This is a genomic window from Streptomyces sp. GB4-14 (genome assembly GCF_022696125.1).
GTDB lineage: Bacteria > Actinomycetota > Actinomycetes > Streptomycetales > Streptomycetaceae > Streptomyces > Streptomyces werraensis.
In genome coordinates, this window is record NZ_RZHO01000002.1 from 6,195,150 (window position 1) to 6,209,854 (window position 14,705).

The 14,705-nt window shown below is 73.8% G+C and carries 15 protein-coding genes; 7 read left to right on the forward strand and 8 right to left on the reverse strand.

From position 1 onward, the window contains the following. Positions 1–35 precede the first annotated feature (35 nt). Positions 36–293, reverse strand: coding sequence for a WhiB family transcriptional regulator (locus tag ELQ39_RS29885; protein ID WP_189901913.1), 258 nt, complete (start codon positions 291–293; stop codon positions 36–38). 107 nt (positions 294–400) lie between these two features. Next, complete coding sequence (locus ELQ39_RS29890) at positions 401–1,621, reverse strand: saccharopine dehydrogenase family protein (protein ID WP_190003929.1); 1,221 nt, start codon at positions 1,619–1,621, stop codon at positions 401–403. Between the two features lie 139 nt (positions 1,622–1,760). On the opposite strand from ELQ39_RS29890, the gene ELQ39_RS29895 reads away from it, so the two are divergent. Next, entirely contained in the window at positions 1,761–2,498 is a 738-nt protein-coding gene (locus ELQ39_RS29895) for a TetR/AcrR family transcriptional regulator (RefSeq protein WP_242595006.1), read from the forward strand. Here ELQ39_RS29895 and ELQ39_RS29900 read toward each other — a convergent pair. Then, positions 2,464–3,360, reverse strand: a complete 897-nt coding sequence (locus ELQ39_RS29900) for a LysR family transcriptional regulator ArgP (RefSeq protein ID WP_242595681.1) — start codon at positions 3,358–3,360, stop codon at positions 2,464–2,466. The two genes, ELQ39_RS29895 and ELQ39_RS29900, sit on opposite strands and share 35 nt — an antisense overlap. 69 nt (positions 3,361–3,429) lie before the next feature. Between ELQ39_RS29900 and ELQ39_RS29905 the strand changes: the two genes are divergently transcribed. Both ELQ39_RS29905 and ELQ39_RS29910 read left to right on the forward strand, forming a co-directional pair. Further along, positions 3,430–4,050, forward strand: coding sequence for a LysE/ArgO family amino acid transporter (locus ELQ39_RS29905; RefSeq protein WP_242595008.1), 621 nt, complete (start codon positions 3,430–3,432; stop codon positions 4,048–4,050). Between the two features lie 71 nt (positions 4,051–4,121). Next, entirely contained in the window at positions 4,122–5,420 is a 1,299-nt protein-coding gene (locus ELQ39_RS29910) for an MFS transporter (protein WP_242595010.1), read from the forward strand. Positions 5,421–5,427: 7 nt separating this feature from the next. On the opposite strand, the gene ELQ39_RS29915 is transcribed toward ELQ39_RS29910, so the two are convergent. From ELQ39_RS29915 to ELQ39_RS29925, 3 genes are all read right to left on the reverse strand, one after another. Continuing rightward, the gene (locus tag ELQ39_RS29915; RefSeq protein ID WP_190003933.1) at positions 5,428–5,883 is read right to left on the reverse strand and encodes a cyclic nucleotide-binding domain-containing protein; all 456 of its coding nucleotides are present in this window, start codon (positions 5,881–5,883) and stop codon (positions 5,428–5,430) included. Between the two features lie 264 nt (positions 5,884–6,147). Further along, positions 6,148–7,614, reverse strand: a complete 1,467-nt coding sequence (locus ELQ39_RS29920; RefSeq protein ID WP_242595012.1) for an aminotransferase class I/II-fold pyridoxal phosphate-dependent enzyme — start codon at positions 7,612–7,614, stop codon at positions 6,148–6,150. Positions 7,615–7,643: 29 nt separating this feature from the next. Then, positions 7,644–7,901 (reverse strand): hypothetical protein, encoded by a 258-nt coding sequence (locus tag ELQ39_RS29925; RefSeq protein WP_225628167.1) that lies wholly within the window; start codon positions 7,899–7,901, stop codon positions 7,644–7,646. 146 nt (positions 7,902–8,047) lie between these two features. Between ELQ39_RS29925 and ELQ39_RS29930 the strand changes: the two genes are divergently transcribed. The 4 genes from ELQ39_RS29930 to ELQ39_RS29945 all read left to right on the forward strand — a co-directional run bounded on the left by ELQ39_RS29930 (position 8,048) and on the right by ELQ39_RS29945 (position 10,301). After that, positions 8,048–8,491, forward strand: a complete 444-nt coding sequence (locus tag ELQ39_RS29930) for an ATP-binding protein (RefSeq protein ID WP_242595014.1) — start codon at positions 8,048–8,050, stop codon at positions 8,489–8,491. 220 nt (positions 8,492–8,711) lie between these two features. After that, positions 8,712–9,566, forward strand: coding sequence for a SigB/SigF/SigG family RNA polymerase sigma factor (locus ELQ39_RS29935; RefSeq protein ID WP_190003937.1), 855 nt, complete (start codon positions 8,712–8,714; stop codon positions 9,564–9,566). A gap of 50 nt (positions 9,567–9,616) precedes the next feature. Beyond that, positions 9,617–9,841, forward strand: coding sequence for a DUF5133 domain-containing protein (locus tag ELQ39_RS29940; RefSeq protein ID WP_242595016.1), 225 nt, complete (start codon positions 9,617–9,619; stop codon positions 9,839–9,841). A 28-nt stretch (positions 9,842–9,869) separates the two neighbouring features. Next, positions 9,870–10,301, forward strand: a complete 432-nt coding sequence (locus ELQ39_RS29945; RefSeq protein ID WP_190003939.1) for a hypothetical protein — start codon at positions 9,870–9,872, stop codon at positions 10,299–10,301. Positions 10,302–10,917: 616 nt separating this feature from the next. Here the strand turns inward: ELQ39_RS29945 and ELQ39_RS29950 are convergent. After that, entirely contained in the window at positions 10,918–13,149 is a 2,232-nt protein-coding gene (locus ELQ39_RS29950) for an FUSC family protein (protein WP_242595018.1), read from the reverse strand. Between the two features lie 61 nt (positions 13,150–13,210). Further along, positions 13,211–14,584 (reverse strand): FAD-dependent oxidoreductase, encoded by a 1,374-nt coding sequence (locus tag ELQ39_RS29955; RefSeq protein WP_190003978.1) that lies wholly within the window; start codon positions 14,582–14,584, stop codon positions 13,211–13,213. Between the last annotated feature and the right edge of the window lie 121 nt (positions 14,585–14,705).

The following is a 14,705-nucleotide window of genomic DNA, read 5'->3' on the forward strand; positions in this document are numbered from 1 at the left end:
CCCCTGCCGTCACGCCCGCACCGCCCGCCGGGACGTCAGGCCCTGCCCGACGAACGGCGGGCCGCGATGCGCCGCTTGAGCGCGCGGCGTTCCGTCTCGCTCGTGCCGCCCCACACGCCGATGGACTGCCCGGTCTCCAGGGCCCACTCCAGGCACTGCTCCCGCACGGGGCAGCGTCGGCAGACCGCCTTGGCCTGCTCGGTCTGCAGCAGGGCCGGCCCGGAGGTGCCGATCGGGAAGAACAGCTCGGGGTCCTCGGTCCGGCAGGCCGCGCTGTGCCGCCAGTTGTCCATCGAAAGTCACCTGCGTCCGAAGTCGGTGCGCACCCTTTCGGGTGCCTTGCTTCCTTTCGGGTGACCTGTCAAGTCATGGTGAAACAGCGCGATCCGCGTGGAGACGGTCACTGCTCGCGCAGCCCCCACGGCGAGCCGTACTCGGTGAGCAGGTCCAGGAACGGACCGGCCGGGAACGCCTCCGGCCCCAGTACGCCCGTCCCGGACCAGACGCCTGCCGCCAGCAGCTCCAGCGCGACGACCGGGTTGACAGCCGTCTGCCACACCACCGCCTGGCAGCCGTACTCGCCCATAGACCACCGGTTGTCGACCACGTGGTACAGGTACACCTCGCGAGGCGCCCCGTCCTTGGTGCCGCGCACCCAGGTGCCCGCGCAGGTCTTGCCGCGCATCCGGTCACCGAGGGTCGCCGGGTCGGGCAGGCAGGCCGCGACGACGTCCCGCGGGGACACCTCCACGGGCCCGTCGGGGCCCGGCACGGTGACCGGCTCGGTGCGGTCCAGGCCCAGCAGGTGCAGCGTGCGGAGGGTGTCGGTGAACTCGCGGCCCAGGCCGTACTTGAAGGTGACCCGGCGGGCGTCCACCCAGCGGGGCACCAGCAGCACCTCCTCGTGCTCCACGTTCACGCACTCCACCGGGCCGATGCCCTCGGGGAAGTCGAACACCTCGGGCTCGCTGAAGGGTTCGGTGGTGAACCAGCCGCGGTCCTTCTCGTACACCACGGGCGGGTTGAGGCACTCCTCGATGGTGGTCCAGATGCTGAACGACGGCGCGAAGTCGTAGCCGTCCACCGTGAGGTTCGCGCCGTCGCGGACGCCGATCTCCTCGATCTCGTCGAAGAGTTCGTCGGCCGCGTACCGGGCGAACACGTCCGACAGACCCGGCTCCACGCCCATGCCGACCAGCGCCAGCAGTCCGGCCTCCTCCCATTCGGCGGCCTGCGCGAACTGCTCGTCGCCCAGCTTCACCCCGCACTCCTCGTACGGCCGCTCGCCGTGCGGGCGGGACAGGGACATCGCCATGTCGAGATAGGCGGCGCCGCCCGCCCGCGCCGCGCGGAACAGCGGCATGACGAAACGCGGGTCGGTGGCGTTCAGCAGCACGTCGCAGCCGTGCCGCCGCAGCAGCGCCGTCACCTGTGCCTCGTCGCCGGCGTCGACCCGCTCGGCACGGAACCGGTCGCCGTCCGCGCCGAGCGCCGCCACCGCCGCCTCGGCCCGGACGGGGTCGTAGTCGGCCACCACCATCAGCTCGAAGAACGGCCGCCGGGCCGCGATCCGGGTGACGGCGGTCCCCACACCGCCCGCTCCCACCAGCAGTACACGCATGACGGAGCACTCCCTTTCGTCCTCATGGATCCGTCAGGATCCGGAATGTTCTGCGGGGCCCCTGACGTGATGAAACGCCGGACCGGGACGTAAGGTCAATGGCGTTGGCATAAGGGCGAAGGGCAGGAGGAGCGGGGACATGGCCAAGCGTGTGGTGCCCGAGGAGCGGCGGAGGCGCCGCAGGCCTACCAGGGGCGGGGTCGTGCTGTCGGAGCGGCTGATCGTGGAGACCGCGCTGCGGCTGCTCCGGGAGCACGGCAGCGCGGGCCTCACCGCCCGCCGCCTCGGGCTCGCCCTCGACTGCGACCCGAGCACGCTCTACCGGTACTTCCGCGGCATGGACGACCTGACCCTCGCCATCGGCGACGCGCTGATCGGCCAGGCGCTGGAGGGCTGGCTCCGCACCGGCCGCTGGCGCGACGACCTGCGCACCCTCGGTCTGCGCATCCACGCCGCCTACGTCTCCCACCCTCAGGCGGCCGTCCTCACCGCGAGCCGGGTCTCCGGCCGGGCCGCCGAACTGGCCGCCGACGAGGCGGTGCTGGACGTGCTGCGCACCGCAGGCTTCCCGCCCGCCGACACGGTCCGCGTCTACCAGGCGTTCATCGACACCACGCTGGCGTTCGCCGCGCTCGACGCCGCCTCCCTGGCGCTGCCCGACGCGGCGCGGCGGGCCGACGAGGACATGTGGCGCTCGACCTACGCCCGGCTGCCCGCCGCCACCCATCCGCGCATCGCCGAGACCGCCCCCCTGCTCGCCGCCCGCATGGTCGAGAGCGCCTATCCGACGGTGCTGGACATGCTGCTGTCGAGCGCGGAGCGGGAACTGGCGGACCTCGCGGTCAGGGGTGCAGAGCCCGGGCCGCCGTCTCGGTGACCGCGTCGGCGACCGCCGCGAGGGCGGGGGAGTCCAGCTTCCACTGCTGCCAGTACAGGGGCGCGTCGGCCTCCCTTCCCAGTGCGAACACCACGACCCGTCCCGCCCGCAGCAGCGGCACCGCCTGTGCCTCCGGCACCATGCCCCAGCCGAGCCCCGCCGCCACCGCCTCGGCGAACCCCTCCGACGTCGGCACGTAGTGACGCAAGGCGCTCGCCCCCGTGCGGTCCCCGGTGAGCCGGCGCACGAAGCCGTCCTGGAAGTCGTCCCGCCGGTCGAAGACCACCACCGGGGCCGCCGCCACCGACTCCTCCAGCGGCTCCGTCAGCAGCTCCGCGGCGAACTCCGGGCGCGCCACCGGCAGATAGCGCATCGTCCCCAGGCGGCGTACCGAGCAGCCCGGCACCGGGTCGGGGGAGGAGGTCACTGCGGCCATCACCGTGCCCTCGCGGAGCAGCGTCGCCGTGTGCGACTCGTCCTCCCGGCGCAGCTCGAAGCAGAGCCGGGACCGGGCGGGCAGCCGGACCAGGGCGTCCAGGAACCAGGTGGCGAGCGAGTCCGCGTTGACCGCGATCGACACCCGCGTGGGTTCACCGGCGCCGCTCAGCCCCAGCTCCGCGTACGCGTCCCGCTCCAGCCGGGCCACCTGCCTGGCCAGGCGCACCAGCACCTCGCCGGACTCGGTGGGCCGCACCGGGCGGGTGCGCAGCAGCAGCACCCTCCCGGTGCGCTGCTCCAGCGCCTTGACCCGCTGGCTGACCGCCGAGGGCGTCACGTGCAGCGCGGCGGCCGCCGCGTCGAACGTCCCCTCGTCGACCACCGCGAGCAGCGTCCGTACCTGGTCCAGCGGAAGGTCCTCCATCACGCTGGCTAAGGGTACGTAAGAATCATTAGCTGTACTGAACAGGGGGTCCGGCCTAACGTCAACGCCATGACCAGCGCTTTCGCCCCCGCCTTCGCCGGTTTCGGCACCGGACTGTCCCTGATCGTCGCCATCGGCGCGCAGAACGCCTTCGTGCTGCGCCAGGGGATCCGCAAGGACGCCGTGCTCGCCGTCGTCGGCATCTGCGCCCTGTCCGACGCGGTCCTCATCGCCCTGGGCGTCGGCGGCGTCGGCGCGGTCGTGGTGGCGTGGCCCGCGGCGCTGACAGTGGTGGGCTGGATCGGGGGCGTCTTCCTCCTCTGCTACGGCGCCCTGGCGGCGCGCAGAGTGGCGCGCCCGGCCTCCACGGGTCTTGAGGTGGAAGGCGGGGCGGGGGCCGGATCGCGGCGCCGGGCCGTGCTCACGTGCCTGGCCCTGACCTGGCTCAACCCGCACGTCTACCTGGACACGGTGTTCCTCGTCGGCTCGGTCGCCGCCGACCACGGGCCGGCGCGCTGGGCCTTCGGTGCCGGGGCCGCACTGGCCAGCCTCTGCTGGTTCGCCGCGCTCGGCTTCGGAGCGCGGCTGCTGGGCCGCTACCTGGCCCGCCCGGCCGCCTGGCGGGTGCTGGACGCCCTGGTGGCCGCCACCATGATCGTCCTCGGTGTGGCGCTCATCGCGGGAGCCTGAGGACGCGCCGTCCCGGCGGCCTGCCATAGTGAGTCCCGACCAAGTGGATGTACGCACCAACCAGGACGGTCGTGGACACGAGCGAGAGCAGTACCGAGCCCCGGACACCCGACGTGGAGCGGGAGGGCGGCGGGCCGCGCGGATGGCGCCGCTTCGCCATGGACACCCGTCCGCTGCGCCGCCCCGCCTACCGCCGCCTGTGGGCCTCCACCGTGGTCACCGCGGTCGGCAGCCAGCTCACCGCCGTCGCGGTGCCCAAGCAGATCTACGACATCACCGGCTCCTCCGCCTGGGTCGGCACCGCGAGCCTCGCCGGGCTGCTGCCGCTGATCGTGTTCGCCCTGTGGGGCGGCGCGATCGCCGACAGCATGGACCGCCGCAAGCTGCTGCTGCTCACCAACACCGGTATCGCCATCACCTCGCTGCTGTTCTGGGTCCAGGCCTTCGTCGGCCTGGAGTCCGTCTGGACGCTGATGCTGCTGCTCGCCCTGCAGCAGGCCTTCTGGGGGCTGAACGCGCCCGCCCGCAGCGCCTCCATCGCCCGCCTGGTCCCCGCGGACGAACTGCCCGCCGCCAACGCGCTCGGCTCCACCGTGATGCAGACCGGGCAGATCGCCGGGCCGCTGCTCGCCGGCGCCCTCATCCCCGTGATCGGGCTGGCCGAGCTGTATCTGATCGACGCCCTCGCGCTGTGCGTCACCGTGTGGGCGGTGTACCGGCTGCCCGCCCTGCCGCCGCTCACCGCCGCCAAGGCCGGGAGCGCCGGCCTGCGCGGCGTCCTGGAGGGCTTCCGCTACATCTCGGGGCACGCCGTCCTGCTGCTGTCGTTCCTCGCCGACATCGTCGCCATGGTCCTCGGCATGCCCCGCGCCCTGTTCCCGCAGCTCGCCTCCGAGACCTACGCCTCCTACGGGCAGGGCTTCGCGCTGGGCCTGCTGTTCGCCGCGATCCCGATCGGCGCGGTGCTGGGCGGGCTGTTCTCCGGCACCTTCTCCCGGGCGCGGCGGCACGGCTGGATGGTGATCGGTTCGGTCGTGGTGTGGGGCCTGGCCGTCGCCGGGGCCGGGCTCAGCGGCAGCCTGTGGCTCGCGGTCGCCTTCCTCGCTCTCGCCGGGGTCGCCGACATGGTGTCGATGGTGTTCCGCGGGGCGATCCTGCTGTCCGCCGCGACCGACGAGATGCGCGGCCGCATGCAGGGCGTCTTCACCGTCGTCGTGGCCGGAGGCCCCCGCCTCGCGGACGTCCTGCACGGCACCGCCGGATCCGCCTTCGGCCCCCGCACCGCCGTCACGGGCGGCGGGATCCTGGTCGTGGTGGTGATGCTGGCGCTCGCCGCGGCCATGCCGGCACTGCGCCGCTACCGGGTCTGACAGCGCCCTACAGCACGAAGCCGCGTCGCATCGCGTACTGCTCCATCAGCTGGCCGCGGGTCATCTCCAGCCGGTGCGCGAGGACCTCGGCGACACAGCGGACCAGCGACAGCCCGAGGGCGGTGTCCGCCTCGCACAGCTTCAGCACGGTCGCCGCGTCGAACTCGTAGGCCCGCACCGGGGTGAACGCCAGCGCCCCGAAGTCCCATTCGTACGGGGGGAACAGCCAGGACCAGCCCAGCAGGTCGCCCGCGCCCAGCCCGGCGACGCTGGTCCGCTGCACCTCGTTCAGGCGCTGGTCCAGGGAGACGGCGCCGGAGCGTATGACCCAGAAGCGGTCGGCGTGCCCTCCGGACTCGAAGATGCGGGTGTCCTCCGGGAAGTACACCTCACGGGCCAGCGTCATCAGGCGGTCGCGCTGGTGGTGGGGGAGGGCGGTCAGGAGTTTGATCGCTTTGGTCATGGGACGGTGCTCCTCGCCGGGATGCGGTCCGGGTGCTTCCCCTCCCTACTCATTTCAGCCGCTGCCGCCGTTCGGGGCACCTCGGCGGAGGGAACGGGGCCGGAAAGCTGCGGCCGGCCCGTGGCAGGGCATGAAAAAGCCCTGGCTGGACGGGGGAAGCCAGCCAGGGCCGTAAGCGGTGGTGTCCGGAGGAGTCCTGTCGACTCCGTCACCACGTATGAGTGAACGATAAACCATTCCCCTGGGGTTCGCGTAATCGGGGGTCTACGCGACGACCCGCACCGTCTCCAGCTCCGGGTCCGACGGATCCGGCAGATACATTCCCGCCTCCAGGCCCGTCCGCAGATAGCGCAGCACCGGCTCGGTCAGCCGCTCGCCCGGCAGCACCGCGGGGATCCCCGGCGGGTACGGCGTGATCATCTCCGCCGCGATCCGCCCGGCGGCCTTCTCCGCCGGCACGTCCTCGGCCGGGCCGAAGAACGCGTCCCTCGGCAGCACCGCCTGCTCCATCCGCAGCTCGTCCGGCTCCGGCACCGCGACCTGAGGGCCGCCGCGCAGCCCGGGCGCCGCCCGCCCCAGGTCCCGCAGCGCCGACAGCAGCGCGCCGGCGGTCCCGCGGTCGTCGGCGTGGGTGATCTGCGCGCCGATGCGCCGGTGGTCGACCAGATGCGCGTCCACCGCCCGGTGCTCGCGCAGCCAGTCCGCCGCCCGGTAGCCCGTGACGCCCAGTCCGCTCAGATCGATCACGCACGGCAGCGGGTCGAAGTCGTCCGCGAGACCCGGCCCGCAGTAGTCGTCCCGGCCGTCCACCCGCATGCCGTCGATCTCCTCGACGGCCGCCCGTACCTCGCCCGCCAGCGCCAGGGCCGACCCCATCAGCTCCTCGCCGCGCAGCGCCATCTGCCGCCGCCAGCCGTCCAGGCCCGCGTAGATCAGCACCGAGGGGCTGGTGGTGCCCAGCAGGTCGGCGCGCATGCCGAGCAGCGCCGGCGGCACCAGGTCCCCCTGGAGGTGGAACACCGAGCCCTGCTCCAGCCCGCTGCCCATCTTGTGGATGCTGGTCACACAGATGTCCGCGCCCGCGTCCATCGCCCACGACGGCAGATCCGGGTGGAAGGGCAGATGCGCGCCCCACGCCTCGTCCACGATCAGCGGGCGCCCGCGCCGGTGGCACACCTCGACGATGTCCCGCAGCGCCGCCGCCGCACCGTACGGCGTCGGACTGGTCACCAGGGCGCCGCGCGCGTCCGGATGCGCCTCGAAGGCGTCCTCGAACTCCGCGGCCGACGGGGGATGCGCCAGATGCCGTTCGGCGTCCCACCGCGGCTCCACCCACACCGGCTCGATGCCGGACAGGATCAGTCCGGAGACCACCGACTTGTGGGCGTCCCGGCCGATCAGCAGCTTCTCGTGCGGTCCCGCGACCGACAGCATCGCCGCCTTCACCGACAGCGAGCTGCCGCACGTGCTGAAGAAGGTGTGATCGGCGTGCACCGCGTCGGCCATCAGCTCCTGCGCCGACTGCAGCACCCGGCCACGGGTGAGCCGGTCGTCCAGCCCGCCCGTCGCCAGCACGTCACCCAGGAAGACCGCGTCCCCGAGCAACTCGCGCACCGCCGGATCCGCTCCCCGCGCCTGCTTGTGGCCCGGGGGCGTGAACCCCAGCCGTCCGTTGCGGTGGTACTCCTCCAGCGCTTCCAGAACCGGTGCCCGGTGGTGATCGGCAGTCATGCGCCGTCGGGTTCCCGGCTCCTCCGGCGTCAATCCGCCGAGCCCTTCACGGCCGTGTCGCCGGGCGTCGCGTGCTTGCCCGGCGTCAGGATCTCGTCCAGCACCCGCAGCACCACGCCGTAGGCCACCGTGCGGATCTCGGCGTCCCGCGCCTCGGCGGGGTCCTTCGGGCCCTCCCGGCCCAGCCGTTCGCCCCGGGCTCGCCAGGCCCGTTCCTCCTGGGCCGCACAGGCCCGCGCCCGCTGGATCCGCCGCAGCAGTTCGTCCGAGTCCACCACATCCGTCATGCGGCCCGGGTACCCGCTGTGGGCGTGCGGTCACGGGGCGGGCGGGAAACGGCCCGGGAGGTTTGCCCGAACCGTGACAGGTGAGCCGAAAAGGGAGATCCGAGGCGAAACCGCCTGGCGCTGTCACCGACCCGAGGAGTCGCCACATGAGCGAGGAGCACCTCACCGAACCCGTTGTCCACACGCCCGGCGACCGGCCCGCCGGGCAGCCGTGCCCGTCCCGGCCCGCCGAGGTGCGCGAGGCCGTGCTGCGGGCGGTGGCCGAACGCTGTCTGGCCACCCGTACCCCGTGTGACGCCGAGGCGCTGGCAGACGCCCTGCTCGTCGCCTCCGAGCTCACCACCAACGCCATCCTGCACGGCGGGGGAGTCACCGGCTTCGAGGTCGACGTCGACGGCCCCGGCGTCACGTTGTCCGTCAGCGACCGCAGCGACGCCCTCCCCGTCGCCGTGCCGGCCGTCGACGGGGAGGGCCGGCGCCGCCCCGGCGGCCATGGCTGGCCCATCGTGTGCCGGCTGGCCCGCGACGTCCGGGTGTCCGACCTGCCCGCCGGCGGCAAGCGGATCACCGCCCTCGTCTCCCTGGTCTGAGGCGGCCCGGGCGCCCTTCCGGGCCCCCGGCGGAGGTCCGCGGCAATTTCCGCGAAGAAGTGGAGTTTGTTCTACCGGGCCGGGGGCAATCGGAGGTTCGTGCTTCGGACCGGAGGCGCACCGGCGGGAGTGGTACGACCGCACCGGGACCCCTCCGTGCGTCCCCGTGACGACCACCCCGCGGTAGATCCCTGAAACCACCGTTCGGGAGCTGAACCGCATGCTCATTGACACGTCCGCACCACGTCCCGGCTCCTCCGGAACGACCCCCGCCGCGACCCGCCGGCGGCACGACGACGCCCCCGACACCACGACGCTCTTCTCACGGCTGGCGGCCCTCGAGGACGGGCCCGAGCGGGACGCCGTCCGGGACGAGCTCGTCACCGCCTGGCTGCCCATGGCCCACCGGATCGCCGGCCGCTTCCGCGACCGCGGCGAGTCCATCGAGGACCTGCGCCAGGTCGCGGCCCTCGGCCTGGTCAAGGCCATCGACCGGTTCGACCCGAGCCGAGGGGCCTTCGAGAGCTACGCCGTCCCCACCATCACCGGCGAGGTCAAGCGCCACTTCCGGGACCGGATGTGGGCGCTGCGCGTGCCCCGCCGGATCCAGGAACTGCGCAACAAGGTGCGCGTCGCCCGCCGCGAGCTCACCCAGAACCCCGGCAGCCCCGAGCCGTCCGTGGCGGACATCGCCGCCCACACCGGGCTGACCGAGGAGGAGGTGTCCGCGGGCATGGAGGCGCTGGAGAGCTTCAGCACCCTGTCCCTGGACGCCGAACTCTCCACCGACGACGACGGCTACAGCCTCGCCGACACCCTCGGCGCCTCCGACTCCTCCTACGACGTGGTGGTCGACCGCGAATCGGCCAAGGAGGGGCTGCGGCGCCTGCCGGAGCGGGAGCGCGCCATCCTCTACATGCGCTTCTTCGAGGACATGACCCAGAGCCGTATCGCCGACCGGCTGGGCATCTCCCAGATGCACGTCTCCCGCCTGATCAGCCGCAGCTGTGCCCGTGTGCGCGCCGACGTGCTCGGGCAGCGCTCCGCCCGCGGCGGCGGCCGGCCCACCGCCTGAACCCTCTCCGCCCCGCACCGCCCGCACCGTCCGCCAGGAAAGCGAGTCCCATGCTCAAGCCCGACCCCACCGTGCTGCGCCGTCTCGTCGACGAGTACGAGACCCTGACAGCGGCCCCGGCGGCCGCTCCCGAGTCGCGGATCGCCGACCTGGCCTACACCCTGTGCGTGTCGACCGGTACCCGGGACGTGGGCAGGGCGCTCGCCACGGCCCGCGCCTGGCTGGCGCAGGACGGACGCGACACCGCCGCGGCGGCCGCACCGGCCGCCGTGTGACCCGACGCAGGAAGGGAACCCGAGGCCCATGAGCGAATCCGAGTTCACCCCGGAGAACCGCCCCGTGGACGTGTATCTCGACCTGCTGCGGGTGCGGATGGACACGGAGGACTACCGGCTTCTGCTCCGTGTGGTGGAGCCGGTCCTCGAGGCCATCGACGAGCACCGTCTGTCGGGCCTCGACCTCGCGCTGGACGGCGGGGACGAGGAACTCCCCCAGGAGGTCCGCGACGAGGCCGCCCTGGTCATCGCCACGGCGGTCACCGGCCGCCTGGACAACGAGGTGGTCGAGCTCGACGTCGACGACGACACCGGGCCGGTGCGGGTGGTCACCGACGCGGAGACCGCGGCGGATCCCTCCCGGCTGGGCGAGATCGCCGGCATCATCCGCGACCGCCACCGCCAGAACGAGGAGCTGCGAGGCATCGCCGAGGCCAGCGGCCTCCCCACGGACTTCTGAACCACCTCCCTCCCCCTCACCGCCGGGGCCCCGGATCTTCGGATCCGGGGCCCCGGCGCCGTACGCGCACCGCCTCGCGGCCGGCCCCGTGCCCCGGCGCCGGGGCCCGGTGCCACGGACCCGCGGCCCGGCGCCCGCGGGAGCGCGGCTGCGTGCGGGGGGTGAGCCCGTCCGCGCAGTGCGCCCGCCCGGCGCGCTCCCGTCGACCGGCCCGACGCCCCGGCCGGCGGGGCGGTCCGCTTCGGCACGGTGCTCGCAGCTCACGGTGCCCGGCCGTCGGCGGGCACGGGGCTCGGGCGCGACCGCCAACCGGAGGCGGCACCGGCGTGCGCGTCGCCTCCCGACAGACTCCGGCGCTCCGGCCCGGAGCGGCTCAGCCAGGCGGTGGCGGGCTCCGCCCGCCCCAGGACGTCTCCGTCACGGCACCGGACCGCTGCGGCCAGGCACGCGGTGGGCCGACACCGCCGTCACGGCACAAGGCACCCCGGCCGAGCACGCCGCGGGTCAGGCCGCAGCCATGGTCGTGCCGAAGCCGCCACCCGAGCCGGCTGTCCGCCCTCCCGATACCTCCGCGGCCGCACCACCGTCTCTTCGGGCCGGTACGGCGCGCGCAGGCTCAGCGCTCCGGTGCCCTCACCGGGACGTCCAAGGGCCGCGCCAGACCCACCACCGCCTCGTCCAGGCGCTCCAGGTGGCGGAGGACCCGGCCGGTGATGCGGCCGTAGCGCGACGCGTCGTCGCCTGCCAGCAGCGATGCGATGCTCGCGCCCGTCTCGACGGGGGCCGTGACCTCGCCGTCGGCCACACGGGCGGCGATCGTGCCGATGTTGCGGACCGTGCGGCCCGCCGCGCCCCGGAGGCGGGGGTCCGCCGCGATGGACGGGTGGGTGGGCAGCAGTTCCGCCGTCGCCGCCAGCGAGCGCGCGTGGTAGGCGCAGGTCTCCAGCAGGGCCACCACGTACCGCGCGGTGGTGCGCCGGGTGCGCAGCGGGGTGACCGGGTGCGTCAGCGGCTTGGTGGCCGACCGCAGGTCGCCCAGCGCCTGGTCCAGCTCCCGCGCCTTGTCCAGCAGCTCGTCCGCGGGCCCGCCGCTGAGCTGCGTCACGGCCGCGTCCGTCACGTCCGACAGCCGTTCGAGCACCGTCACCAGCAGCTCGTTGGTGCGCCGGTCCGTCCGCACCGGCAGCACCAGCGCCGCCGCCACCACCCCGCACACCGCGCCCAGCGCCGTCTCCTCCACCCGCAGCACCAGCACCTCCCAGCTGTAGGTGTGCAGCAGGGTGTACAGCAGCCCCAGCATCGCCGTGACGAAGAACGACATCAGGGTGTACGACAACGGCGCCGTGTAGAACATGGCGAAGATCAGCAGCAGCACCAGCACGAACGCCGCCACGGTGTTCCCGCCGACCAGGCCGGCCAGCAGGATCCCGGCGACCACGCCGAAGACGGTGCCGAGCAGCCGCCGGTAGCCCTTGACCAGGATCTCCCCGGTGGACGCGGTGTTGATGAAGACGATCCAGCAGGTCAGCACCGCCCAGTACCAGCGGTCCGTGGACAGCAGCTCCCCGCCGACGATGGCCAGCGTCGAGCCGACGGACACCTGCACGGCGGCGCGCGTGGTGGGCCGCCGCAGCCCTTTCGGCTCCTCGGACTCCTCCGCCTCCTCGGCGTCGATGGCGGCGTCCTCGGCGTCCAGCTCCTCCCGGGACCTGGCCGTCGCGGGACTGTCGTCCGACTCGTCCTGCGGGCCGTCCAGGGCGATCCGCAGGCCCATCACCGCGCGGGCCGCCTCGCCGATGCCGCGGAACACGTCCCGTACCGGCGCGGAGGCGGCCGGGAGGTTCTCCTCGTCCCGGTAGCCGAGCAGCCGGTTCCGCACCTGGGCCACGCCCGCCCCCGCCGTCCCGGTCCGCAGCACCAGCGCGCGCAGCGCCCGCAGGTCGCGGCGGAGCAGCGCGGTCGCCTCCTCCGGGCCGGGCAGCCGCCCCACCTCCGGCGCGGGGGCGCCCGGCAGATGCAGCGTCAGGGTGTCCGCCCGCTCCGCGCTGCGGGCGGACAGCAACAGCAGTCCCAGCCGCTCGGCGGCGATCTCCGCGTCGGCGACGCGCCGCTGCACCAGGCGCGCGGTCGGCTCGTCGGGGGTGCCCTCCTCCAGCCGGCTCTGGATCATCAGCGCCGTCTCGTGCAGCCGGGCGGTCCGCTCGCGCAGCTCCTCCAGCGCCTTGTCGGCCTCGTCGGGCCCCGCGTCCAGCAGCGCGATCTGCGCGGACACCAGCCGCGCCAGCCGCACCCGGAACGCCTCCCGCAGCCGCACCAGCAGCCCGGCCGGCGTCACCGGCACGACGGCGAACCGCACCAGGGCGCTGCACGCGAACCCGACCGCCACGACCGCCCACCACGCCGGAAGCCGATCGGGCGTCGCGCCCACGAACAGGGACACGAAGTACATCTGGAAGCCGATCAGCCCCAGCGTCGTCCCGCGGTCGCCGAACCGGCGGCCGTACACCGCGCAGAAGACCAAGGCGACGGAGAAGACGTCGCCCACCACCACCCGCTCGCTGAGCAGCGCGCCCAGCGACACCGACACCAGCGCCACCGGCAGCCCCAGCGCCAGCGTCACCGCCTGCGCCCCGCGCCGCCGCTCCCGGATCGAGAAGGTGGCGGCCATCGACGCCATCGCACCCGCCACCAGATGGGTGATGTCCGCGCCGGCCGGGGCCAGCACGGCCAGGGTGAGGGCGATGGCCCCCACCGTGCGCAGCCCCGCGGTCAGCCGCAGCAGCCCGGGGTCGGACGCCGCCAGGTGATCGCGCAGCCGTGTGCCCGACCGGCGTCCCGCCGCCTTCACGCCCGCGCACGCTCCCCCGTGGTCACCGCTTCGTCCGTCGTTCCGGCCTCCGTGCGCCGGGTCACCGAGCCGCCCGGCCCGCTTCCTCGACGTGCGCCCGCACCTGCTCCGGTGTCAGGTAGGCGTCCAGATACTCGAAGTCGCGCAGGTTGCCCGGCCGGTGCGCCTGGAAACCGGTGCGCACGAAGTCGTCACCGGCGACCGCGTTCAGCAGCCAGTTGGTCATCACGCGGGTCTTGGCCACCCCGGTGCGCAGCGCCGACCAGTGGTAGCCGCGGGCCACCGCCTGGGCGGGCAGGCCGTGCAGCTCGTAGCCGAGCGGCTTGGACACCGCGTCGGTGCCGCCGAGGTCCACCACGAGACCCAGGTCCTGGTGCACGTACGGCCGGGTCGGCCGGCCCCGCAGGGCGGCGATGACGTTCTCCGCGACGTGCCGGCCCTGCCGCAGCGCGTGCTGCGCGGTCGGCGGGCACACCGCGTCGTCGCCCTTGGCCAGGTCCGGAACCGCGGCCGAGTCGCCGAGCGCGAACACTCCGTCGTGCCCCGGCAGCCGCATGTCCGCGTTCACCGCGAGCCGGCCCCGCACCGTCTCCGCGTCGAGCGTGCCGATCAGCGGGCTGGCCACCACCCCGGCGGTCCAGATCAGCGTGCGCGTCGGCACCACCCGGCCGTCGGTGAAGGTGACCTCCTCGGCGCCCGCCTTGGCGATGGACACGCCCAGCGAGATCTCGATGCCGCGCCGGGTGAGGATCTCCTGCGCGCTGCGGCCCAGCTTCTCGCCCAGTTCGGGCATCAGCTTGGGCGCGATGTCGATCAGATGCCACTTGATCAGGCCCGGGTCGAGGCGCGGGTAGCGCTTGACGGCGGCGTGTGTCAGCCGCTGCAGGCAGGCCGCGGTCTCGGTGCCCGCGTAGCCGCCGCCGACCACCACGAACTGCAGCCGCGAGGCGCGCTCCGCCGGGTCGGTGCAGGCGTCCGCCAGGTCGAGCTGGGAGATCACGTGGTCGCGCAGGTAGGCGGCCTCGGCCAGCGACTTCAGCCCGAAGGCGTGGTCGGTGAGGCCCGGGATGTCGAAGGTACGGGTGACGCTGCCGGGCGCCAGCACGATGTAGTCGTACGGCTCGTCGACGATGTCCCCGGCGATCGTCCGGATGACGCACACCTTGGCCCGCAGGTCCACGCCGATCGCGCCGCCCGGGATGATCCGGGTCCGGTACTTCTCGCTGCGCCGCAGGGAGATCGCGATCGACTGGGGGGTGAGCACCCCGGAGGCGACCTGGGGGAGCAGGGGCAGATACAGCTGGTAGGACATCGGCGTCACCAGCGTCAGCTCCGCCTCGCCGGGAGTGAGCCTGCGCTCCAGCCGTCGCACGCACTCCACACCGGCGAAGCCGGCGCCCACCACGAGGATCCTGGGTCGTGTCACGATGTCCATCCCTTCGTGCGGCTTCAGGCGGTCCGCCTGGAACGTCGATGCCTGACGCGTGCCCCTGTTCAGCTCCACGATGCCCGCCCCGGTCCCGGAGCGCACCGGGAACCGTCGGGGCGGGGGACCC